The organism is Blastomonas sp., assembly GCF_030373265.1.
Taxonomy (GTDB): domain Bacteria; phylum Pseudomonadota; class Alphaproteobacteria; order Sphingomonadales; family Sphingomonadaceae; genus Blastomonas.
This window is the reverse complement of the sequence record NZ_JAUCZC010000014.1, coordinates 85330-107616: the sequence shown is the minus strand read 5'-3', so window position 1 is coordinate 107616 and position 22287 is coordinate 85330. Positions and strand designations below refer to the sequence as shown.

The 22287-nt window shown below is 64.0% G+C and carries 25 protein-coding genes, 1 tRNA gene and 1 riboswitch; of the genes, 12 read left to right on the top strand and 14 right to left on the bottom strand.

The window, feature by feature from the left end; genetic code table 11:
- A partial coding sequence (gene groEL / locus QUV11_RS10255; protein WP_300882294.1) for a chaperonin GroEL occupies window positions 1-935 on the top strand: 935 nt, incomplete at its 5' end.
- Window positions 936-1009: 74 nt separating this feature from the next.
- On the opposite strand, the gene QUV11_RS10250 is transcribed toward groEL, so the two are convergent.
- Window positions 1010-1696: a DJ-1/PfpI family protein gene (locus tag QUV11_RS10250; RefSeq protein ID WP_300882292.1), complete on the bottom strand. Its 687-nt coding sequence runs from the start codon at window positions 1694-1696 to the stop codon at window positions 1010-1012.
- 18 nt (window positions 1697-1714) lie between these two features.
- A riboswitch (ZMP/ZTP riboswitch) is annotated at window positions 1715-1799 on the bottom strand.
- A gap of 397 nt (window positions 1800-2196) precedes the next feature.
- Here QUV11_RS10250 and QUV11_RS10245 point away from each other — a divergent pair.
- On the top strand, window positions 2197-3270 hold the full coding sequence (locus tag QUV11_RS10245; RefSeq protein ID WP_300882290.1) for an MBL fold metallo-hydrolase: 1074 nt from the start codon (window positions 2197-2199) through the stop codon (window positions 3268-3270).
- 7 nt (window positions 3271-3277) lie between these two features.
- On the opposite strand, the gene QUV11_RS10240 is transcribed toward QUV11_RS10245, so the two are convergent.
- The gene (locus QUV11_RS10240; protein ID WP_300882288.1) at window positions 3278-3610 is read right to left on the bottom strand and encodes a hypothetical protein; all 333 of its coding nucleotides are present in this window, start codon (window positions 3608-3610) and stop codon (window positions 3278-3280) included.
- 75 nt (window positions 3611-3685) lie between these two features.
- Between QUV11_RS10240 and polA the strand changes: the two genes are divergently transcribed.
- Both polA and QUV11_RS10230 read left to right on the top strand, forming a co-directional pair.
- Window positions 3686-6493, top strand: coding sequence for a DNA polymerase I (gene polA / locus QUV11_RS10235; RefSeq protein ID WP_300882286.1), 2808 nt, complete (start codon window positions 3686-3688; stop codon window positions 6491-6493).
- Window positions 6493-7833, top strand: coding sequence for a cation:proton antiporter (locus tag QUV11_RS10230; RefSeq protein WP_300882284.1), 1341 nt, complete (start codon window positions 6493-6495; stop codon window positions 7831-7833). The genes polA and QUV11_RS10230 overlap by 1 nt, the downstream gene beginning before the upstream one ends.
- 7 nt (window positions 7834-7840) lie before the next feature.
- Here the strand turns inward: QUV11_RS10230 and QUV11_RS10225 are convergent, their stop codons facing one another.
- Window positions 7841-8731 (bottom strand): prephenate dehydratase, encoded by an 891-nt coding sequence (locus QUV11_RS10225; protein WP_300882282.1) that lies wholly within the window; start codon window positions 8729-8731, stop codon window positions 7841-7843.
- Window positions 8732-8967: 236 nt separating this feature from the next.
- On the opposite strand from QUV11_RS10225, the gene QUV11_RS10220 reads away from it, so the two are divergent.
- Entirely contained in the window at window positions 8968-9618 is a 651-nt protein-coding gene (locus QUV11_RS10220) for a cytochrome c family protein (protein ID WP_300882280.1), read from the top strand.
- Between the two features lie 78 nt (window positions 9619-9696).
- Here the strand turns inward: QUV11_RS10220 and QUV11_RS10215 are convergent, their stop codons facing one another.
- Genes QUV11_RS10215 through QUV11_RS10200 form a run of 4 tightly spaced genes read right to left on the bottom strand, consistent with a single transcriptional unit; the run spans window position 9697 to window position 12156 of the window.
- Window positions 9697-10161, bottom strand: coding sequence for a DUF2721 domain-containing protein (locus tag QUV11_RS10215; protein WP_300882278.1), 465 nt, complete (start codon window positions 10159-10161; stop codon window positions 9697-9699).
- A 57-nt stretch (window positions 10162-10218) separates the two neighbouring features.
- Complete coding sequence (locus QUV11_RS10210; RefSeq protein ID WP_300882276.1) at window positions 10219-11106, bottom strand: transposase; 888 nt, start codon at window positions 11104-11106, stop codon at window positions 10219-10221.
- Between the two features lie 11 nt (window positions 11107-11117).
- A complete protein-coding gene (locus QUV11_RS10205) occupies window positions 11118-11975 on the bottom strand; it encodes a hypothetical protein (RefSeq protein ID WP_300882274.1) in 858 nt (285 codons plus the stop codon).
- A 19-nt stretch (window positions 11976-11994) separates the two neighbouring features.
- Window positions 11995-12156, bottom strand: coding sequence for a hypothetical protein (locus QUV11_RS10200; protein ID WP_300882272.1), 162 nt, complete (start codon window positions 12154-12156; stop codon window positions 11995-11997).
- A gap of 169 nt (window positions 12157-12325) precedes the next feature.
- On the opposite strand from QUV11_RS10200, the gene QUV11_RS10195 reads away from it, so the two are divergent.
- Both QUV11_RS10195 and QUV11_RS10190 read left to right on the top strand, forming a co-directional pair.
- Entirely contained in the window at window positions 12326-12736 is a 411-nt protein-coding gene (locus QUV11_RS10195) for a PaaI family thioesterase (protein ID WP_300882313.1), read from the top strand.
- Window positions 12737-12739: 3 nt separating this feature from the next.
- The gene (locus QUV11_RS10190; protein WP_300882270.1) at window positions 12740-13168 is read left to right on the top strand and encodes a PaaI family thioesterase; all 429 of its coding nucleotides are present in this window, start codon (window positions 12740-12742) and stop codon (window positions 13166-13168) included.
- Here the strand turns inward: QUV11_RS10190 and QUV11_RS10185 are convergent.
- The 4 genes from QUV11_RS10185 to argH are packed head-to-tail and all read right to left on the bottom strand — an operon-like array spanning window position 13131 to window position 16830.
- On the bottom strand, window positions 13131-13916 hold the full coding sequence (locus QUV11_RS10185) for an NAD(P)-dependent oxidoreductase (RefSeq protein ID WP_300882268.1): 786 nt from the start codon (window positions 13914-13916) through the stop codon (window positions 13131-13133). The genes QUV11_RS10190 and QUV11_RS10185 overlap by 38 nt on opposite strands.
- Window positions 13913-15169: a diaminopimelate decarboxylase gene (lysA, locus tag QUV11_RS10180; protein WP_300882266.1), complete on the bottom strand. Its 1257-nt coding sequence runs from the start codon at window positions 15167-15169 to the stop codon at window positions 13913-13915. The genes QUV11_RS10185 and lysA overlap by 4 nt, the downstream gene beginning before the upstream one ends.
- A 21-nt stretch (window positions 15170-15190) precedes the next feature.
- The gene (locus QUV11_RS10175) at window positions 15191-15445 is read right to left on the bottom strand and encodes a hypothetical protein (protein WP_300882264.1); all 255 of its coding nucleotides are present in this window, start codon (window positions 15443-15445) and stop codon (window positions 15191-15193) included.
- Entirely contained in the window at window positions 15442-16830 is a 1389-nt protein-coding gene (gene argH / locus QUV11_RS10170) for an argininosuccinate lyase (RefSeq protein ID WP_300882311.1), read from the bottom strand. Before argH ends, QUV11_RS10175 begins: the two co-directional genes overlap by 4 nt.
- A 19-nt stretch (window positions 16831-16849) precedes the next feature.
- Between argH and QUV11_RS10165 the strand changes: the two genes are divergently transcribed.
- Window positions 16850-17455, top strand: coding sequence for a TlpA disulfide reductase family protein (locus QUV11_RS10165; RefSeq protein WP_300882262.1), 606 nt, complete (start codon window positions 16850-16852; stop codon window positions 17453-17455).
- Between the two features lie 22 nt (window positions 17456-17477).
- On the opposite strand, the gene QUV11_RS10160 is transcribed toward QUV11_RS10165, so the two are convergent.
- Together QUV11_RS10160 and QUV11_RS10155 are read right to left on the bottom strand one after the other, a co-directional pair.
- On the bottom strand, window positions 17478-17675 hold the full coding sequence (locus tag QUV11_RS10160) for a hypothetical protein (protein ID WP_300882260.1): 198 nt from the start codon (window positions 17673-17675) through the stop codon (window positions 17478-17480).
- Between the two features lie 104 nt (window positions 17676-17779).
- Window positions 17780-17855: transfer RNA gene (locus QUV11_RS10155), tRNA-Val, on the bottom strand.
- Between the two features lie 124 nt (window positions 17856-17979).
- On the opposite strand from QUV11_RS10155, the gene rph reads away from it, so the two are divergent.
- Genes rph through QUV11_RS10135 form a run of 4 tightly spaced genes read left to right on the top strand, consistent with a single transcriptional unit; the run spans window position 17980 to window position 21547 of the window.
- Window positions 17980-18693 carry a ribonuclease PH gene (gene rph / locus QUV11_RS10150; RefSeq protein WP_300882258.1) on the top strand — a complete coding sequence of 238 codons (714 nt, stop codon included), beginning with the start codon at window positions 17980-17982 and terminating at the stop codon, window positions 18691-18693.
- A 4-nt stretch (window positions 18694-18697) separates the two neighbouring features.
- Complete coding sequence (rdgB, locus tag QUV11_RS10145; protein WP_300882256.1) at window positions 18698-19324, top strand: RdgB/HAM1 family non-canonical purine NTP pyrophosphatase; 627 nt, start codon at window positions 18698-18700, stop codon at window positions 19322-19324.
- 59 nt (window positions 19325-19383) lie between these two features.
- Window positions 19384-20625 carry a radical SAM family heme chaperone HemW gene (gene hemW / locus QUV11_RS10140; RefSeq protein WP_300882309.1) on the top strand — a complete coding sequence of 414 codons (1242 nt, stop codon included), beginning with the start codon at window positions 19384-19386 and terminating at the stop codon, window positions 20623-20625.
- Between the two features lie 13 nt (window positions 20626-20638).
- On the top strand, window positions 20639-21547 hold the full coding sequence (locus tag QUV11_RS10135) for a tyrosine recombinase XerC (RefSeq protein WP_300882254.1): 909 nt from the start codon (window positions 20639-20641) through the stop codon (window positions 21545-21547).
- Between the two features lie 121 nt (window positions 21548-21668).
- On the opposite strand, the gene QUV11_RS10130 is transcribed toward QUV11_RS10135, so the two are convergent.
- Entirely contained in the window at window positions 21669-22286 is a 618-nt protein-coding gene (locus QUV11_RS10130; protein ID WP_300882251.1) for a DedA family protein, read from the bottom strand.
- Between the last annotated feature and the right edge of the window lies 1 nt (window position 22287).

Genomic DNA, 22287 nt, shown 5'->3' with positions numbered 1-22287 from the left:
TCGTCCAGACCGGTCGTCCGCTGCTGATCATCGCAGAAGACATCGAAGGCGAAGCTTTGGCGACCCTGGTGGTCAACAAGCTGCGTGGCGGTCTCAAGGTTGCTGCGGTCAAGGCTCCTGGCTTCGGTGATCGTCGCAAGGCGATGCTGGAAGATATCGCGATCCTCACCAAGGGTGAAATGGTCAGCGAAGACCTCGGCATCAAGCTGGAAAGCGTTACCATCGGCATGCTCGGCGAAGCCAAGCGCGTTTCGATCGATAAGGACAACACCACCATCGTCGATGGTTCGGGTGAAGCCGATGCGATCAAGGCTCGCGTGGAAGCCATCCGTGGCCAGATCGAGAACACCTCGAGCGATTACGATCGTGAAAAGCTGCAGGAACGTCTGGCCAAGCTCGCCGGCGGTGTTGCGGTCATCAAGATCGGTGGCGCTTCGGAAGTCGAAGTGAAGGAAAAGAAGGACCGCGTTGACGACGCGCTGCACGCAACCCGCGCAGCCGTCGAAGAAGGCATCGTCCCCGGTGGCGGTACGGCCCTGCTTTATGCAACCCGTGCGCTCGAAGGCATGACCGGCGTCAACGACGACCAAACCCGTGGCATCGATATCATCCGCAAGGCGCTGTACGCTCCGGTTCGCCAGATCGCACAGAATGCCGGCCATGATGGCGCGGTCGTTTCGGGCAAGCTGCTCGACGGCAACGACGAGACGCTGGGCTTCAACGCATCGACCGATGTGTATGAAAACCTGGTGGCTGCCGGCGTGATCGATCCGACCAAGGTCGTTCGTGCTGCTCTGCAGGACGCAGCATCGGTTGCCGGTCTGCTGATCACCACCGAAGCTGCCATCTGTGACGCTCCTGAAGACAAGTCTTCGGGCGGCGGCATGGGCGGCATGCCCGGCGGAATGGGCGGCATGGGCGGCATGGATTTCTGATCCACGCTGCTCGGCTCCAAGCCAAGCACAAGAAAACGGGGCCGGAGGGGAAACCTTCCGGCCCTTTTTCTATCTCAGGCGGTGGCGTCGAGCGCGGCCGCCATCTCGGCTGACCGAGCATCGTAAAAACGCGACCGCATCAGACTGACAATGTGAGCCGGACTGGTTGAAGGCGTGCCCCCTACCAAGGGCGGGGCGGGGTCATATTCGAGCGAGAGTTGGATCGAACGCGCGACATCCTCGCCATGCAGATGCGCGATGATCGCCAGTGCAAAATCGATGCCCGAGGTCACGCCGCCTGCGGTCACGAGATTGCCGTCGAACACGGTGCGCGCGTCCTCATGCTCGGCACCGACCATTGGCAACAGGCCGGTATAGCCCCAGTGCGTCGTTGCGCGCTTGCCCTTCAGCAATCCCGCGCGGCCCAGGATGAACGCACCGGTGCACACGCTGGTGATCCATTGCGCGCCCGACGCCTGTTGCGCCACGAAATCGATCAGCCGCGTATCGCTGAGTGCAGGCGCGACGCCCAGCCCGCCGGGAACGCACAGCAGATCGGCCTGCGGGCAATCGGCAAACGTCACCGTCGGCATGATGCCGAAGCCGACATCGGTCATCACCGGAGACATATCGGCAGCCGCCACATGAACCTTCGCCCCCGGCATCCGGCACAGGAACTGCGCTGGTCCGGTGAAGTCGAGCTGGGTGACGTTATCGAACAGAACGAAGACAACGGTGAAGGGTGGATTGGCGTCGGTCATGGGCATGCCTTTCTTCCGGAAGGTTGCCCAGGCGCGCGACACGAATGATATCACCCGCTCCCCGATGGTGATCCATCTTGATGCGCCAGTTGCGGGCATAGTCAGTGTATGGCGCGCGAGCGGCGCTGCCAAGCCGCCTTTTCCAGCCGATGCAGACGGTTTGTGGTCGACGACTGGCCGAACCTCATCCAAGCCCTGCGGAACAATTCTTGCGGGTCGATTTCGGCTCCGACATCAATGGGGGTCGACAACTGCTTCATTCGGATGCTGCCGGGAGGCACGGCAGCGGCGCGGCGACAATCGAAGCTGGTGGTGGCATTGGGTCTCGCGCACCGGTCCGCAAAGCTGGATCGACACCATCCTGCGGCCTGACGACGACTTTGCGATACCGCAACGCGCCATAACTCGGTCGCAATCGGAAATCTTCGATCGCCGATCGCGGCTGGCTATCCCCTCAATATTATGGCATATGGAGTGACATAATATTGAGGGGATAGCCTATGCGCCGCCTGTTGACCGTTGCGGTCATATTGCTTGCTGTTCTGGCCGTGATTGGCTGGTTGGCGCGCGAGCCGCTCGGCGAAATCGTGTTCGCGCGGGCGCTCGAAGCCTCTTACGGCAAAGATGCCACCGTCGGCCTCGACGATGGGTTGCATGTCATCCTGTGCGGAACCGGCTCTCCCCTTCCCGATCCGGCGCGCGCTGGCCCTTGTACCCTGGTGATCGCGGGCAAGCAGGTCTTCCTCGTCGATTCAGGCTCGGGCGCTGGCCGCAGGATCGGGCAGATCGGGGTCTCGCTCGGCAAGATCGACGCTGCCTTTCTGACGCATTTCCACTCGGACCATATCGATGGTCTGGGTGAGGTCCTGATGCTGCGCTGGGCCAGCAGCGGTCGCTCATCGCCCTTGCCGGTCTATGGTCCGCAAGGCGTCGATCGCATCGTCTCGGGCTTCGACACCGCGTACACGGCCGACTATGGCTATCGCATCGCGCATCATGGGGCAGACATCATGCCGCGCAGCGGTGCTGGCGCGCGCGCCAAAACCATCTCGCTCGGCGGCAAGGATGCCCCTTCGGTGGTCTATGCAGCATCGGGCGTGCGCGTCACCGCGTTTCTGGTCGATCACAGTCCGATCGAACCGGCGCTGGGCTATCGCTTCGATTACAAGGGTCGCTCGGTGGTGATCAGCGGCGATACCGCGCCAACGGCATCGGTATCTAAGATGTGCAACGGGTGCGACGTGCTGGTCCACGAAGTGCTCAATATCGACATGGTCAGGCAGATCTCCGCTACCGCCAAGGCCCGCGGCGATGCGAGGGTCGCCAAGATCATGGCGGATATCACCAACTATCACAGCTCGCCCGTGGCCGTTGCGGGCAGCGCGCAAAAGGGCAAGGCGCGGATGCTCGTGTTGACGCATATCGTGCCGCGCATGCCGACCAGGCTGCTGCATCCCTATTTTCTCAAGGGTGTGGCCGAAGCCTATTCCGGAACGGTGGTGATGGGGGAGGATGGAACGCTGATCAGCCTGCCCGCCCGGTCCAGCAGGATCGAGCAGGCAGACCTGTTATAGCCAGCGGTCAGTTCGTTTCCCGCGCCGCTTCGCGTTCTGCTTCGTCCCATTCCTGCTCAATTTCGTTGCCGGCCCTGTCGGCCTTCGCATCGAGGTCCTTGGCGGTTCTGTCGACTCCGGCCTCGACATCATCCATCGTGTTGTCGATCGCCTCGCCAGCGGTATCGAGATTGGCTTCAATGTCGTCACCGGCAGATTCGGCCGCTGCGCTGGCGCGGTCCTCGGTTTCCGCCGAGCAGGCTGAAACGCCAAGGGTGAGGGCTGCGAGGCCGATGATTGCAAGATTTCGCATGAAAAGTGCTCCTTTTGTGGTGCGCGAGGTATACGCCTTCAGCGTCACAAAGGAACGCTCTGGCTGCGCTCGAGGTTCCGAAACTGCATGACCGTGCCGGAACCCGCTGCTATCGGATTTGCCATGTCACAACAGAACCATCTCTACCTCGTCGACGGATCGTCCTACATCTTCCGCGCCTACCACCGGTTGCCACCGCTGACCAATCCGGAAGGCACGCCTGTGGGCGCTGTCTACGGGTATACCACCATGCTGTGGAAGCTGGCGGATGATCTGCACAAGGCCGACGGGCCGACGCATATGGCCGTGATTCTGGACAAGAGCTCGCAGAGTTTCCGCAACGAGCTGTATGATCAGTATAAGGCGCACCGCCCTGCCCCGCCCGAAGATCTGGTCCCCCAGTTCCCGTTGATCCGGGATGCCACCCGGGCGTTTTCGATGCCCTGCATCGAGGAAGACAATGTCGAGGCGGACGACATCATCGCGAGTTATGCGGTGGACGCGCTCGCCAAGGGCTGGAAGGTCACCATCGTTTCCTCGGACAAGGATCTGATGCAGCTGATCCAGCCCGGGCTCGACATGCTCGACACGATGAAGAACGTGCGCATGGGCCCCGAAGCGGTCATGGAAAAATTCGGCGTCACACCCGAACAGCTCGGCGACGTTCTTGCGCTGATGGGCGATGCGGTGGACAACGTGCCCGGCATCCGCGGCATCGGCCCGAAGACCGCGTCGAAGCTGATCGTCGAACATGGTGATCTGGAAAGCGTGCTGGCTGCAGCTCCCGCAATGAAACCGTCCAAGATGCGCGACAGCCTGATCGAGCAGGCGGAGATGGCGCGGTTGAGCAAGGTTTTGGTGACCCTGAGAGACAATTGCCCGCTGCCCAACGAGCTGGAGGACTTTCTCCTCAAGGACATCCCGCCCGAACCGCTGGCCGAATTCCTGAAATTCCACGGTTTCACCAGCCTGCTGCGCAAGCTGGGTGCGAGCGGGCCCGCGGATTCGCCGCCATCATCGTCTGCTCCGTCGGGTGATACCGCCCCGCGCAGCAACAACGCCATCGCGCCACAGCCGATCGGGATGTCGCCGATCGATACCGCCGCGTATGTCTGCGTGCAGGATATCGAAGCCTTGGATGACTGGATCAGCCGGGCTTTCGCTGCTGGGACCATCGCAGTCGATACCGAAACCGATTCGCTGGATTCGATGCAGGCACGCCTGGTCGGGGTCAGTCTGGCGTTGTCGCCGGGTGAGGCCTGCTATATCCCGCTCGGGCATGGCGGCAGCGACATGTTCGCCGAAAAGCCCGCGCAGATCCCGATGGACATCGCCATCGCCAGGCTGAAGCCGCTGCTCGAGGCCGACAGCGTTCTCAAGATCGGCCAGAACCTCAAATACGACATCAACGTGCTCGCGCGTCATGGCATTGCGGTCGCTCCCATCGATGACACCATGGTGATGAGCTTCGATCTCGATGCGGGGCATGAATTCGGCAGTGGCGGTCACGGCATGGATGCGCTGGCGCAGCGGCACTTGCAGCACGAGTGCATCAGCTTCAAGTCGCTCACGGGGACCGGCAAGAAGCAGATCGGTTTCAACGAAGTGCCGCTGAGCGATGCCACCCGCTATGCCGCAGAAGATGCCGACGTGACACTTCGCTTGTGGCACGTGCTGCGCCCCCGCTTGCCCGCGGAGGGCGCGACCCGCGTGTACGAGATGGTCGACCGCCCGCTGGTTCCGGTGGTCGCGGCGATGGAGCGCAACGGCATCAAGGTCGATCGCGAGCAATTGGCCGCGCTCAGCCATGATTTTGCCACCCGCATGGCGGCACTCGAGCTCGAAATCCATGCGCTTGCAGGCCAGACCTTCGCCATCGGCAGCCCCAAGCAGCTGGGCGAGATCCTGTTCGACAAGATGGGCCTCAAGGGTGGCAAGAAAGGCAAGACCGGCCAGTATTCGACCGATGTCACCGTGCTGGAGAAGCTGGCCGGCGAAGGGTCTGACATCTCTCGCAAGGTGCTCGACTGGCGGCAGCTCGCCAAGCTGAAGTCGACCTACACCGACGCGCTGCAGGAGCAGATCAACCCGGTGACGGGCCGCGTCCACACCAGCTACAGCCTGGTCGGCGCACAGACCGGGCGGCTGTCCTCGACCGAGCCCAATCTCCAGAACATCCCGATCCGTACCGAGATCGGGCGGCAGATCCGGCATGCCTTCGTCGCGGAGCCCGGCAATGTCATTCTGGCTGCGGATTACAGCCAGATCGAGCTGCGGCTGGCCGCGCACATGGCCGATGTCGAAACGTTGCGCGATGCCTTTGCGAAGGGCGAGGACATCCACAACCGCACGGCGCTCGAACTGTTCGGCGAGGTCAACCGGGACACCCGCGGGCGTGCCAAGACGATCAACTTCGCGATCCTCTACGGCATATCGCGCTGGGGTCTGGCCGGGCGGCTCGAGGTCAGCGCAGACGAAGCGCAGGCCATGATCGACACCTATTTCCAGCGCTTCCCCGGCATCAACCGCTATATCGCCGAGACGATGGAAAAAGCGCGCGAATGCGGCTTCACCGAGACCCTTTTTGGCCGCAAGACGCATTTTCCGCGGATCAACTCCAAGAACCAGGCCGAGCGTCAGGGCAGCGAGCGCGCCGCGATCAACGCGCCGATCCAGGGCACCAGCGCCGATATCATCAAGCGGGCGATGGTGCGGATGGTGCCCGCGCTGCAGGCTGCCGGGCTGCACGAGGTGCGCATGCTGTTGCAGGTGCACGATGAGCTTGTGTTCGAACTGCCCGCAGAGCAGGTGGAGGCGGCATCGGCGGTGATCCGACGCGTTATGGAGAGCTCAGCCGAGCCAGCGGTCACGCTGAGCGTGCCTCTGGGCGTCGAGATCGGCACGGGCCCTAGTTGGGGTGCTGCGCACTGATGACACGGCTTGGCGGGCAATCCCTGATCCCCCAATCGCCGACGCTGGATGTCACGGCTTTTGCCGACCCGCTGTTCACCAGTGCGATCGGCAAGTTTCTGATGCACAACTACACCTTGTGGCTGCTCGCCATCGGCGTGGTGGTGCTGCTCGTCGCGTGGTTGCCGCTGCTGCTCAAGAAACTGCCCCTGTCGCTGCCGATCATCTTTGTCGGGCTGGGCATGGCCATCTTCGCGCTCACGCCGCTGGGGACGTTCTCGCCCCACCCGGTGGAAGCCCCTGTTCTGATCGAGAAAGCAACCGAGTTCATCGTGATCATCTCGTTGATGGGCGCAGGCCTGAAGATCGGACGACCATTCACGATCACAAACTGGAACATCACGATCCGGCTGCTGGCCGTGGTCATGCCCTTGACGATTGGCGCGATTGCGCTGTCGGGTCACTGGATTCTCGGGCTGCCGCTCGCATCGGCGCTGCTGCTTGGCGCGTGCCTCGCGCCGACAGACCCGGTGCTGGCGTCCGACGTCCAGATCGAGCGGCCGAGCGGCGACGATACCGACGAAGCCAGATTCGCGCTGACATCGGAAGCCGGGCTCAACGATGCGCTGGCGTTTCCATTCGTCCATCTCGCGCTGGTCGCGAGCGCCGGCGGTCTGGGCCTCGCCTCGCTCGGAACCTGGCTATGGCACGATGTCGTCTGGCGGCTCAGCGTCGGTGCTGCGATGGGGGCTCTGGGCGGCTGGCTGCTGGGACAGATCATCTACCGCCTGCCCGAAGATACCCGGCTGTCACGCACCGGAGACGGCTTTATCGCCCTTGGGGCAACGCTGGCCATCTATGCCACCACCGAGTTCGCATATGGCTATGGCTTTCTGGCGGTGTTCGTGGCGGGCGTGATGTTGAACCGATCGGCCAAGGGCGACGCCTTCAATTCGGAATTGCATGACTTCGCCGATGAGACCGAGCGGCTGGTGATGATGGTGCTGCTGGTGCTTTTCGGTGGCATGCTGACAGGCGGCGAGCTGCTGGCGAACGTCGGCTGGAACAACGTTGCGGTCGCGGCGCTCGTTCTGCTGGTAATCCGGCCTGTGATTGGCTGGCTGGCGTTGATCGATCTGCCGCGCCCCGCGCTGGAGAGGTTCATCATCGCCTTTTTCGGCATTCGCGGGCTTGGGTCGGTCTACTACCTCGCCTTCGCGCTCAACCACGGCAATTTCGCTGACCAGCATGCCCTCTGGGAAACCGTGGGACTGATCATCCTGGGCTCGATCGTGTTGCACGGATTGTCCGTGACCCCGTTGATGCGGAAGCTCAACCGGGCCGATACATCTGCTGGCTAAAGCCCGCTCACACTCTCGCCAGCGCCTGCGGATAGCTGCCCAATATCCGCACCCATTTGCTGTGATGGCCGAGCACTTCCAACGCGCGATCCACCGCCGGATCGCCTGGCATGCCTTCGATATCCGCGTAGAATTCGGCTGCGGCAAAACTGCCGCCGCGAATATAGCTTTCCAGCTTGGTCATGTTGATGCCGTTGGTGGCGAAACCCGAAAGCGCCATGAACAGCGCCGCCGGAATGTTCTTCACCTCGAAGATCATGCTGGTCATCACCGTATCCGAGCCCGGCAGCGGGTCATCGCGATGCGCGGCCAGCACCACGAAGCGGGTCATGTTGTGGTCGGCATCCTCGATACCCTCGGCGATCACGGTCAGCCCGAACACCTCGCCTGCCAGCCGGGACGCCACCGCGCACAGACCAGGGTCATCCGATTCGGCAACGAACGCGGCGGCGCCTGCTGTATCCGCATAGGTGGTCGGCTGGATGGCGTGCGCACGCAGGTAATGCCGGGTCTGGCCCAGCGCCTGGGGATGGCTGACCGCAGCGCGGAACGGCCCCTGGCTCTTGGCGAGCAGGCAGTGATGGACTGGCAGGAAATATTCGGCGACGATGGTCAGGCCGCTTTCGGGAAGCAGGAAATGGATGTCCGCCACCCGGCCATGCTGAGAGTTCTCGATGGGAATGATCGCCTTGGCAGCGCGGCCATCCTTGACCGCATCCATAGCATCCTCGAACGAATAGCACGGCAATGGATGCCAGTCGGGAGCGAACTGGCGGGCGGCGATATGCGAATAGGCCCCGGGCGCGCCCTGAAAGGCGATTGTGCGCTCTGGCGCATCGGCAGCAATCCGTGCCATGTCTTCGACCAGCAGGCGGGCGATCTGGGGGTAGCTTTGCATGGCCACGGCGAATAGGCACCCAATGCCACGACGACAAGGCGAAAACGGGTGTCTCGGGGCTTGCAGTGCGCCTTCTCCATGATTAGAGGGAGCGGCGAACCGGCCTTGTTGCGACGCGGCAACATGCCTTTCGAAACACCGAAACATCCGGCATTCTTGTCGGTTTCATCGGATCACGACCTTTCAGGGCGCCGTGCCATCATGGCGCCTGCAGCAAAAGACGAGGCTACAGGGCAATGCAGGACAGCAAAAACACGATTGCAGGTTGGGTTCTTGCAGGGGGCATCGCCGCCCTCGGCCTTTCGATCATCAGCGGCAAGGTGTTCCATGCTGACAAGCCGGAACGTCCTGAACAGCTTGGCTTCGTGATCGAAGGCGTCGTGTCGTCCGAAGGCGAAGCCGCCGCAGAAGTACCCGTCGCCACGTTGCTCGCCAGCGCCGACATCGCTGCGGGCGAGAAGGCCTTCGCCAAGTGCGGATCTTGCCACACGATCACCAATGGCGGCGCCAACGGCATTGGCCCCAATCTTTACGGCATCATGGGCGAGCCGCACGCAGCCGTTCCCGGATTTGCGTATTCCGATGCGCTGAAGGAAAAGTCGGGTCCCTGGACCTTTGAAGAGATGAACGCCTGGCTCACCTCGCCCAAGGCCTATGCGCCCGGCACCAAGATGAGCTTCGCCGGTCTTGGCAAGCCCGAAGAGCGCGCCAACCTGATGGCGTGGATGAACACCCAGTCGGGCAGCCCGTTGCCGCTGCCGGCAGCCCCCGCTGCAGAAGAAGCGCCTGCGGCCGAAGGCGACGCCGCCCCAGCCGCTGAAGGCGAAGCCGCTCCTGCCGAGGGCGATGCAGCACCCGCCGCTGCTGCGGCACCAGCTGCCGGCTGAGCCTTCTCAGATTTAGATCAGATTTTAAAAGGGGCTTCGCGAGCATTCGCGGAGCCCCTTTTTCTGTGCCGAGCGCGATCAGTCGTCGTCGAGCACCAGCAGGCGTTCCTCAATCCGGATGTTGCGGGTTGCAAGCCGGATTTCGGCGATGAACAGACCAAGCCCGGCGATCAGAAATACCATCGCGAGAATGAACCCGCCTGCGACGACATGACCGAATTTGTACCCCGTCAACGACAGCACGAACATGGCCGCGATCAGTAGGCTGACGGTCGAGGCGCTCAGCGTCGCCATCAGGATCGCCTTATTGACGATCGAGGCCCGCCGATCGAGAATCCTCAGTTCGCGGACGACGCGGACATGGTCTTCACCCTCCGTCCGGCTGAACTCTGCAAGCTGCACGCGCTCACGGTCGATCACTCGGGCCAGCCGCCCCGCAAACAGTTGAAGCATGTTACCCGTCGCCATCAGCAGGAAAGCGGGAGCCATCGCAAACTGGATCAGGCGTCCGATCTGTCCGATATCCAGGTCTGCGATGAACATGTGTGTGGTGCGCCCCCATAATGATTGGACGCGACTATAGCTGCCACACCTGCGCCATCAATCGCCAATCTCGGCCAAACACCTCCGGGCCAGCCAGTCCGTGGAGCGCGCAGCGTGCCGGGCCAGAATTTCGGCGCGGGTGCCGGCATCAGGTGCGGCCTGCGCCAACGCCACGATGGCAGACCAGCGCAGCCGCTCCTGCGGATGACGAGATGCCATTTCCTCGAGTCTGTCACGACCATCGCAAGGCTCGAGCGCCAGCGCCAGTCGGGCGAGCGTTTCTCCGGTGCATCCGGTCAACACTCTGGTGATCACCCCGCGCGCGATGTCATACTGGAACTGGTCGCGCCAACGCTGGTCGGGCGTGCTGTGCATCAGGTTGATCGAGACCGACAGCGACTGAGGCGCATACTGGCAGTGCACATCGCGCCGCGCCCGATAGTGCATCACCCGCCCGGGGTGGAGCACGCTGGTTCCGACAAAACGCAGACCAACCTTTTCACCAGTCCTGCCGACGATCGATCCCGGGTCGACCTCGTAATGATCGCTGCGATACCCGGGTCCATGATAACCCACGGTCAGGAAATCGAAGTTGTGATCGTGCGCCAGTCCATAGACGAAGGCCGTCTCGCCGCTTTCGCGCGTCACCGCCTCCTGCGCCGATGGCCAGATGTTGGCGCGCATGAACCAGCCGGGACGCGCGGTTCCCAGCATCAGCACCTGCGGCGTATAGCCCTGTCCGGCGGGGCGGCCTCCCGATTGCTGCAGCCGCGCCAGCGCAAGGTCGCCCAGAAAGTCTCGGTTGGCCGCGAGCCGCGCCAGCCATTCGGCGCCATGCACGACCGAGCGCGGGTCGTGCGGTGTGAATCCTGCTGCGTCGATCGCGGCAAGGCATTCTTCCAGGGTGCACGCTTCGACCGGCTGGGTGGTGATCGTGAGCGCCACGGAACGGCGCCCTAAGCCGCGAGTTGCGGGTAACGCGTCATCAGGTCAGCGCGGGTGCGGCGGGCGAGCGCGCGCAGCTGCGCATCCGGATCGCCTTCGGCCATCGTCTGCAACAGGCCGAAACCGGCTATGCTGTCGGTCGCCAGCGCCTCCCGGACGCCATGCCAGCGCAAGTGTGGGGGCCAGGATGCCATCGCCTGGGCGATGACGCCAACCGCATCACTCCGCCCCAAGGCCCGCAACAGCGATACCGTGATCCGGGTGCGGCCATGGACCGACTGCGCCTCCCGGACGCGCAGAACAGCGCCGGTGCGGGCATCGCACTCAAAGGCCTGCTCCACGCTCGGATCGCGAACGAGCAGTCGCAGCATGACCACATCCCCACCCATCTCGACGAACCGAAGCGACTCGGTCGCGTTGTTCAAGCGGATCGATTGCGCGGCTCGCACCGGAACCGGCTTCTTCCGAAAAGCGCGCAAGCCTTGCGGCGTTGGCGAGAGAACATGGCGCTCAATGCGCGCTTGTGGGGCCACAAGAAAACGGACCATGGTCCAGCCATCGGCGAAGCCGACAATCGCCTGGGTATCCTTTGCGAGCGTACGCTCGGCATTCCAGTTCGCGGCCGAGATCATGGCTAGCGACAGATGCACGCGTGCGTGATCGAGGATCACGAGCGATTGGCAGACGGGATCGGAAAAGCCTGCGGGCAGTCGGGGCGTTTCCTGGCGCATGTCGGCCATTCGGTCTGCCAGCCACGTGGTCGCAAGTTCGTCGTCGGCAAGGATCGGGTCGAGGGCATCGCAGAGCTCTGCCGGGCTGAGGTCGGCAAGGCGATCGACGCAGGCGCGCAGATGTTGCTCGATCGTCACCCGCCAGCGTCCTCAAAGGTCAGGCGGATTCATACACCATGATCACCGCGATGATCCACAGATCGTCATTCACCCCGGTGCATGGGCTGCAATCGAGCCGGGCGCCGTGCAGGGCAACCGGGTCGTCATAGTCCGGAAGATCGGCAAGCGGGATGGCCGGAACAGACGGTTGAACGGGCATGAATGCGCTCCTTGAACCCTTGGGGTTGACGAACCGCCGGGAGAGTGCAGAGCATGACCGTGCTGCGCCAATTATAGTCCATTAATCCGAGCTCTTGCGAATCGAACCCCATGCGATGACCGATCCAACCCCTGACTCTGCCGAGCCGTCGAGCGGCTTCGACCCCAGCATGTTCCAGACCATGATGTCGAGCCACGGCCATAGCGGCCATCTGGGCATCCATTACCACGCGCATGGCGACAACTGGGTCGAGCTCGCCTTGCCGTATTCGGACGCGCTGATCGGCGATGTCGACAGCGGCGTGATCGCATCGGGGCCGATCATCAGCCTGATGGACAACGCCACCAGCGTCTCGGTGTGGACGGCCATCGGCAAGTTCCGGCCCCAGGTCACGCTCGACCTCAGGGTCGACTACATGCGCCCGGCGACTCCGGGCAAGACGGTGTTCGGCCGCGGGGAATGCTACAAGACCACACGCTCGATGGCGTTCGTCCGCGGCGTCGCGCACGATGGCGATCCCGATGATCCCGTGGCGCATGTCGCGGGCACCTTCATCCGCGTCGAAAACTTCCTGGGCTGAACGATGAGCGACACCGACACCATCCAATCGGTTCTGGGCTTCATGCCGCCATTCGCCACGACCATGGGAATGACCGTCGATCACATGCACGGCGGCCTGCCGGTAATCGCCTATGATTATGGCCCGCAGGTGATGGGACGCCCGGGCTTTCTGCACGGCGGCGCGCTCAGCGGCCTGCTCGAAATTTCGGCGATCGCGGCGCTGCGGGTGACGCTGGGCCAGGACGAGAGCAACCTCAAGATCAAGCCGGTCAATATCACCATCAACTTCATGCGCGGCGGTCGCGAGCTCAGAACCTATGCGCTGGGCGAGGTGACCCGTATCGGGCGGCGGGTGGCCAACGTTGAGGCCAAGGCGTGGCAGGACGATCCCGCCAAGCCGATCGCGACGGTGTTCATGAACTTTTTGCTGTCGGCGCCCAGACCAGCCTGACGGTTACGCCTTCGGGCGTGCCCTGGTCCGCATTTGCGATCCGCATCGCGGCATCCGCGCGGGCGCGCGCCAGGATCGCGGCGGGCATGTCGTGGGGATGAAGCACCAGATCGGCGCTGCCCAGCAGCCGCACCTGTCGCAGGGTCAGGTCATCCGGATCGGGCGAGCCGATCACGATCTCATACAATCCTGCCGAGACCGATACGCCGTTGCCGTCAATCCAGTGCGCCACCGCGTCTGCGCCGAGGTCGCTCAACGGGTCGAGCGCGCCACCAGGGGCAAGCGCTGCGTCGATCGCGCGACGCCGTTCGGCTCCGTCTGGCCAGCGTCGGCGGATGCCGTCGCGCGCCCCATCGAGCGCGCGGGCGAGAGTGCCCAATGCCGCCGGAAGCAGGCCTTCGAGCCTTTGTCGCAACGCCTTGGCAAGACCGGCAGACGCGCCTCCCGTACCGATGGCGATCAGCACGGGATCGCGGTCGATGATCGCAGGCGTCGTGAAATCGCACAGCGCGGGCCGGTCGACCGCGTTGACGATCAAGCCGCGCGCCTTGAGCCGGGCGACGGCTTCGGCCGCCTCGGCCTCGTCCTCGATCGCGACGATGGCAATCCGCGCCTCGCCAGCATCCTCGCCGACACAGATGCCGCCGGATCGTTCGATCAACCGCCTTTTGGCATCCGCCGCCTCGCCTTCCCCCAGCAGGATGACCGGACGCCCGCGCAGGTTGAGGAAGATCGGCAGCTGGTTCACAGCCAGTCGGGCACCTGCTCTGCCGCCATGATTTCGGCAGGCGTGATGCGGTTTGCGACCACAGCGAAGCGATCGCCGTCAACCAGAACCTCGGCGACGATACCGCGGCTGTTATAGCTGCTCGCCATGGTCGCCCCATAGGCACCGGCGGTGCGGAACACGGCAAGGTCCCCGGCGGCAACGGTATCGATATCGCGGTTCATCGCGAAGGTATCGCCGCTCTCGCACACCGGACCGACGATGTTGGCGGTCATCCGCGTGCCATCGGGCACGACGGCTTCGAAATCGTGCCATGCGTCATACAGGGCGGGCCGGGCGAGATCGTTCATTGCCGCATCGACGACGACGAAGGGATGCTTGATCCCCGGCTTTACGCGGATCACGCGGGTGAGCAGCACGCCCGCGTTGCCCGCGATCACGCGGCCGGGTTCGAATTGGATCGTCGCATCCCAGTCGCGGGTGACCCTTGCCACCAGCGCGCCGTACTCGGCAGGTGAAGGCGGGTTGCTGTCCGCCTGATACGGCACGCCAAGCCCGCCGCCCAGATCGACATGGGTGATGATGTGTCCGCTTCCGCGCAGATCAGCGACGAGTTGGCCGATCTTGCCAAAGGCTGCTTCGAGCGGATCGAGGCTGAGCAGCTGGCTGCCGATATGCACCGCCACCCCGCGCAGGCCGATCCCTGGCAGTTGCGACAGCCGCCCGTATATCCCCGGCCCGACATGCAGCCCGACGCCAAACTTGTTGTCCGCCTTGCCGGTCGAGATCTTGGCATGGGTGCCCGCATCGACGTCGGGGTTGATCCGCAGCACGGCCGCCGCTGTCAGCCCCATGGAATCCGCTATCGCGGCTAGCATCTCGCCCTCTTCTTCGGATTCGATGTTGAACTGGCCGATACCGGTCGCCAGAGCATGACGGATTTCATCGGCGGTCTTGCCGACCCCGGAAAACACGATATCCGCCGGCGCCATGCCCGCGGCCAGCGCGCGATCGAGCTCGCCACCCGACACCACATCCGCGCCATAGCCGCGCTTGGCCAGCACCTTGAGCACCGCAAGATTGGGGTTGGACTTGACCGCGAAGGCCAGATGCTTGCGCGGAACCCCGGCCAGGCCTTCGCGGAACACATCGGCATGGCGCTCCAAGGTGGCACGCGAATACACATAGACCGGCGAGCCGACCTCATCGGCAATTCGCGCCAGTGGCACCTGCTCGGCATGCAACTGCCCGCCAATCAGCGAAAAATGGTCCATGATCGAGCGGAACCTCTGTGGTTATTCGGGAGGAAGATCGAACGGATCGTCGGCGCGGGCCTCGGATTTGCGGCGAAGCTCGACGTTGCGTTCGGGGCGAGACTGGGTGCTCGGCGTGAGCAACTGATCGGGCGTCGCGATCATCGGCGCGCCATAGGCTTTGGGCGCTGGCGCCGTACCTTCTACCGGAGTCAGCTTCTGGCGGCTGCCACAGGCGGGCAACGCAAGCAGGGCCGTCGCGGACAGCAGCACAACACAGGCACGCAGCATCGTCATTCTCCCGCCCCCGCGTTTGCGCCCAACGCGGCACGGGCGCGGGCCACCTGGAGCCTTACCTGATCGGGTGCGGTGCCGCCATAGCTGTTGCGGCTGGCGACCGATGCGTCGACCGACAAGGCGGGGTAAACCGCCTCGGTAATCCGGGCGTCGATCACCTGCAGGTCCTCGATCGGCAGGGTATCGAGCGCGACGCCGCGCTGTTCGGCCAGCTTGACCACCGCGCCGGTGATGTGATGCGCCTCGCGAAACGGAATGCCCGCCTGTCGCACCAGCCAGTCGGCCAGATCGGTCGCGGTGGCAAAGCCGCGTTCGGTCGCCTTGCGCATCGCGTCGGTCTCGAAGGTGGTCTCGGCGACCATACCGGTCATTGCGGCGAGGCTCAGCATCAGCAGCCCTTCGGCCTCGAACACCGGCGGCTTGTCGTCCTGCATGTCCTTCGAATACGCAAGCGGCAGGCCCTTCATCGTGATCATCAGCGCGGTCAGACAGCCGATGATCCGCCCGGAATGGCCACGCACCAGTTCGGCGGCATCGGGGTTGCGTTTCTGCGGCATGATCGACGATCCGGTCGAGAAGCTGTCGGGCAGCTTGACGAAGCCATACGGCTGGCTCGCCCAGATGATGAACTCCTCGGCCAGCCGCGACATATGCAGCGCGCATTGCGAGGCGGCGGTCAGGTAATCGAGCGCGAAGTCGCGGTCCGATACCGCATCGAGCGAGTTGGCGGTGGGCTTGTCGAACCCCAGCGCTGCAGCGGTCGCATCGCGATCGATCGGAAAGCCGGTTCCGGCCAGCGCGGCAGAGCCCAGCGGACACTGGTTCATCCGTGCGCGCGCAGCTGCAAAGCGGTCGCGGTCGCGCGCGAACATCTCGTAATAGGCCAGCAGATGGTGGCCCAGAGTCACTGGCTGCGCTATCTGCAGATGGGTGAAGCCGGGCATGATCGCATCGGCATGCTCGCCGGCCCGTTCGACCAGCGCGGTTTGCAGCGCCTGCAGCGCGGCGTCGGCGGCATCGCAGGCATCGCGCACCCACAGCCGGAAATCGGTGGCGACCTGATCGTTGCGCGAGCGCGCGGTGTGCAGGCGTCCAGCAGCGGGGCCGATCAGTTCCGAAAGGCGCGCCTCGACGTGCATGTGGATGTCTTCAAGCGACCAGTCCTCGGTCACGCCGTTCGCGGCATATTCCTCGGCGATCTGCTTGAGCCCGCCGGTGATCGCCTCGGCATCGTCCGCAGGAATGATCCCCTGCGCGGCCAGCATCGCGACGTGCGCCAGCGAGCCATCGATATCCTGCCGCCACAGCGCCTTGTCGAACGGGATGGACGCGTTTATGGCCCGCATCACATCGGAAGGCCCTGCGGCGAACCGTCCGCCCCACATGCTGTTGGAGTTGTTACCCATGCGTATCGCCCATTTATCCAGCAAGCGCATCTGGCCGGTGGTGGCCCTTGCCGCGCTGGCAACTGGCGCGTGCGATAAGCAATCCCCTGCGTCGGAGCAACCCGCAGGCACGGAAAAAAGCGCAGCTGCGGCAGGACCCTCGGTACCGCTGTCGGGAACGCTCGATATCTCGCAGCGCGGCAAGGCGGCGCCCGATGTCAGCTTCAACGATCCCGATGGCAAGCCCACCAGCCTCGCCGCGTTCAAGGGCAAGCCGGTGCTGGTCAATCTGTGGGCGACATGGTGCGGCCCTTGCGTCGTGGAGATGCCGACGCTCGATGCGCTGGCCGCGCGCGAGAAGGACCGGCTGGTGGTTCTGACCGTATCGCAGGACATGCAGAACCTCGACAAGATCAAGCCGTTCTTCGCGGCAAAGGGCTACAAGACGATCGAGCCGTTCGTGGATCCGGAGAACAACCTCGGCTTCAGCTATATGACCGGCGTGATGCCCACCACCGTGCTGTACGATGCCGAGGGCAAGGAGGTCTGGCGCATGATCGGTGGCATGGACTGGAACGGCAGCCGGGCGTCGGCGCTGATGGAAGAGACCCTGGCCAAGGGCTGACCGGCGATGCCTCCGTCCTGGTCTACATCAGGATCGGCATGAACACATGGCAGCGTCTGCGCGTCTCGATCCGTTTGTTGCGAACGGTTCCGGCGATCACGCGTTTCTTGCCCGCGCATTCGCCCTGAACCGGTATCGCGCGTTCAATTGGCGCCAATGTCGCCGCGCCGCCCAGAACGCCGAAGCTCAACGCTAGTAAGAGAAACATACGACCCGGCATGGACGCAATTCATGTCCGCGGCATGCTGACCAGTAGCTGAACGAAACTGGCTATCTGGAGATTCGCCGACTGGCCGTGGCCGTCAGGCAACATCTGCAGGATCATGGTGGGCGATGACAGGCTCGAACTGCCGACCCTCTCGGTGTAAACGAGATGCTCTACCAACTGAGCTAATCGCCCATGATCGCTTGAGGGCTGCGCCACTGCCATTTTTGATCCCCGATGGCAAGTGGCTTGATGCTTTCCATTGGGACGGTCGCCAGCTAGGGGCGCTGCATTGACGTTTATTCCCTGGAGAATCACTATGCGCCCATCCGGCCGCGCCCCCGACGAAATGCGCACGATCAGCATCGAAACCGGCTTCACCAAGCATGCCGAAGGCAGCTGCCTGATCGGCTTTGGCGATACCAAGGTGCTGGTCACCGCGAGCATTGAGGAGCGGCTGCCGCCCTGGCTCAAGGGCAAGGGTGAAGGCTGGGTGACGGCGGAATATTCGATGCTGCCGCGTGCCACCCACACCCGCGGCCAGCGCGAAGCGGCCAAGGGCAAGCAATCGGGCCGGACGCAGGAAATTCAGCGGCTGATCGGACGTTCGCTGCGCGCGGTCGTCGATCTCAAGAAGCTTGGCGAACGCCAGATCACGCTCGATTGCGACGTGCTCCAGGCCGATGGCGGCACCCGCACCGCCGCGATCTCGGGCGCGTGGGTTGCCCTGCGGCTCGCGGTCAACGGGTTGATGGCAAAGGGCCTCCTCAAGGAAGACCCGATCACCGCCAAGGTCGCGGCAGTCAGCTGCGGCATTCATCAGGGAACGCCGGTTCTCGATCTCGACTATATCGAGGATTCGAACGCCGATGCCGATGCCAATTTCGTGCTGATCGAGGGCGGCAACATCGCCGAGGCGCAGGCCACCGCCGAAGGCGCGCCGTATGGCGAGGAAGCGCTGCTGCGGTTGCTGCGGCTGGCGCGAATGGGCTGCAACGAAATCTTCGCGGCACAGGACCGCGCGGTTTCCTGAGGCCATGGCGGCGCGCAAACTCGAACCGGGCCGGCTGGTGATCGCCAGCCACAACCAGGGCAAGGTACGCGAGATTCGCGCGCTGCTCGAGCCGTTCGGCATCGAACCGGTGTCTGCGGGCGATCTCGGCCTGGCCGAGCCCGACGAGACCGGCACCACATTCGCCGAGAACGCATTGCTCAAGGCGCATGCCTCGGCGCAGGCATCGGGGTGTGTCGCGCTGGCCGATGACAGCGGACTGTGTGTCGCGGCTTTGGGCGGCAGGCCGGGCGTCTACACCGCCGATTGGGCCGAACGGCAGTGGTTCGAAGGCGATCCGGGCCGCGACTGGTATATGGCAATGGGCAAGGTCGAGGGGCGGCTGGCCGAGCTCGGGCCGGATGCGGATCGCAGCGCCTATTTCATCTGCACCCTCGCGCTCGCCTGGCCCGATGGCCATGCCGAGGTGTTTGAAGGGCGCGTAAACGGCGCGCTGACCTGGCCGCCGCGCGGGACGCTCGGTTTTGGCTATGACCCGGTGTTCGTCGCACAAGGCTTCGACCAGACCTTCGCCGAACTCGACCCTGCGCACAAACACGCCATCAGCCACCGCGCCGCCGCCTTCGCCAAATTGGTCGAGGCCTGCTTTTGAGCGGTGAAAACGCTTCTCCCCTCCCGCAAGCGGGAGGGGTCGATCAGCGGCGTATGCCGATGATCGGGGGTGGGCCTGAATCGCGCCGACCTCAGGCCCACCCCGGCCTCGGCTCCGCCTCGTCCAACCCTCCCGCAAGCGGCAGGGGAGATGAGTCGCTTGCCCTCTATATCCACTGGCCGTTCTGCGTTTCCAAATGCCCCTATTGCGATTTCAACAGCCATGTCCGCGAAGGTGTGGACGTGGCGCAGTGGCAGGCCGCGCTACTCGCCGATATGGCGCACGAGGCAGCGCTATTGCCAGGCCGGACGCTGGGATCGATCTTCTTCGGTGGCGGCACGCCTTCGCTGATGCCGCCTGCTTTGGTGCAAACGCTGATCGAGCAAGCCGCACAGCACTGGCGCTTTGCCGATGATATCGAGATCACGCTCGAGGCGAACCCGTCGTCGGTCGAATCCGCGCGCTTTGCTGACCTAGCGCTGGCAGGCGTAAACCGCGTTTCGCTGGGGCTGCAGGCGCTCGACGATAACGTACTCGCATTCCTGGGTCGCGCGCATTCCGTGACCGAGGCTCTGGCGGCGCTAGACATCGCGCAGGACCGCTTTGCCCGCGTCACGTTCGACCTGATCTATGCGCGCCCGGGCCAGTCGCTCGCCGATTGGGAGCGCGAGCTGACCCGTGCGCTTGGCTTTGGCACCGGGCATCTCTCGCTGTATCAACTCACCATCGAGCCTGGCACGCGGTTCGAGACCCTGGTGCGGCGCGGCGAGCTTGTCCCGGCGGACGACGACCATTGCGCCGATCTGTTCGATCTCACCCGGCAGATGACCGGCGCCGCCGGTCTGCCCGCCTATGAGATCAGCAACCACGCCCGCATCGGCCAACAGAGCCGGCACAACCTCACCTACTGGCGCTATGGCGATTATGCCGGGATCGGCCCGGGCGCGCATGGCCGCCGCCGCGCAATGGCGACCGAGCGGCATCGCAAGCCGGAAAACTATCTGTCGGCCATCACCCGCAACGGTCATGGCCTGTCGGTCGAACGTCCGCTGGATGCCGAGACCCAGGCGACCGAAGCATTGCTGATGGGGCTCCGGCTGGCCGAAGGGATTGATCTGGAGCGAATCGCGCAGCTTTCGGGGGTTCCTCAGCCCAGTCTCATAGACGAAGCCGCCACCGACAGGCTGGTTGCGCTGGGCCTGGTCGAGCGCAGCGGCCAGCACATCACCGTCACGCCGCAGGGCATGCCGCTGCTTGATGCGATCCTCGCCGAGGTGGTGGCGATCGAGCCTGCCGCCTGATACCGTGCCTCGCATGGCAGAACCGCTCCCCGATCTGATTGAACTGTGGCGCGCGCATCTCGCGGACAACCGGCGCCGCTCGCAGCACACGGTGCGCGCCTATGTCGCGACTGCCGAGCGGCTGACCGAATTCCTCTCCGAGCATTGGGGCGAGCGCCCCGATGCGGCGCGGCTTGGCGGCGTGACTCAGGCCGATCTGCGCGCGTTTCTGGCAGCGCGGCGCGGCGATGGCCTCGCCAACCGCAGCACCGCACGCGAGCTTTCGGCGATCCGCGCCTTCCTCACGTTTGCTGGCGAACAGAGCGGCTCGGACAGCAGCGCCCCGCGCATCAAGGGGCCCAGGATCAAGCGTAGCCTGCCACGCCCGATCGCGCCGGACGACATCATGGCGCTGGGCGACGCCATGGCTTCGCGCGATGCGCCCGGCTGGGTGCAGGCGCGCGATTGGGCGGTGCTGTTGCTGCTCTATGGCGCTGGCTTGCGGATCAGCGAAGCGACGGGGTTGACCGGATCGGTCCTCCCCCTAGGCGAAACGATGCGGATTACCGGCAAGGGCAACAAGCAGCGCGTGGTGCCGGTGCTACCGCAACTGCGCGAGGCGATCAGCCAGTATGTCGCGCTCGCCCCGTTCGAATTCGCTGCACAGGAGCCGCTGTTCCGGGGAACACGTGGCGGTCCGCTATCGCCTGCCCTGGTGCGGCGCGCGATGATGCATGCGCGGCGGCTGCTCGGGCTCGCCGAGGATGCCACCCCGCACGCGCTGCGCCACAGCTTTGCGACGCACCTGCTGGCGGGCGGCGCCGATCTTCGCTCACTGCAGGAGTTGCTGGGTCATGCCAGCCTGTCGTCGACCCAAATCTATACCCAGGTCGATGCCGCGCATCTTCTGGATGTCTACGAGAATGCGCATCCGCGGGCTTGAAATGCAGTCGAAAGCGGGTGCGCACGTCCCTCGACTACGCTCGGGACAGACGGGACTGGGACATCAGAGCCTAATGCAGCCCCTCTCCGAGTTCCCGAGCGAAGTCGAGGGACGTTGAGCGCTACGTCGGCCCCTGATCGCTCTTGACCGGCCGCCAGAAGGTCACCCGCACCAGATACACAAGGATGATCAGACCGATCACCCCGGTCGATATCGGGCCGGTGTACTTGTCGATCTCGTCAAACCGCGAGCCCAATTGAAACCCGATCCCCGCGAAGACGATATTCCAAAGCCCCGCCCCGGCAAAGGTCCACAGCAGGAATTTCGTACGGCTCATCTCGAAGATCCCTGCAGGCAGCGAGATCAGCGTTCGCACCGTCGGGATCATGCGCGCAAAGAAGATGGTCGAGGCACCATGACGATGGAACAGTCGATTGAACCGGTCGATCTCGCGCCGGTCGAGTGTCAGCCACCGCCCCCAGCGCGCGACGAAATGCTCGAGCCGCTTGGGACCAAACGAACGGCCGATCGCATACCAGAAATAGTTGCCCGCAACCGATCCGATGGTACCGGCCAGGATCATCAACCACAGGTTGAAATGGCCCTTGCCCGCCTCGATCCCCGCCAGCCCCATGATCAGCTCGGACGGGATCGGTGGGAAGACGTTCTCGAGCGCCATCAGCAGCGCGACGCCCCAATATCCGCCTTGGGCTACCAGATCGATGATCAGATCATTCATG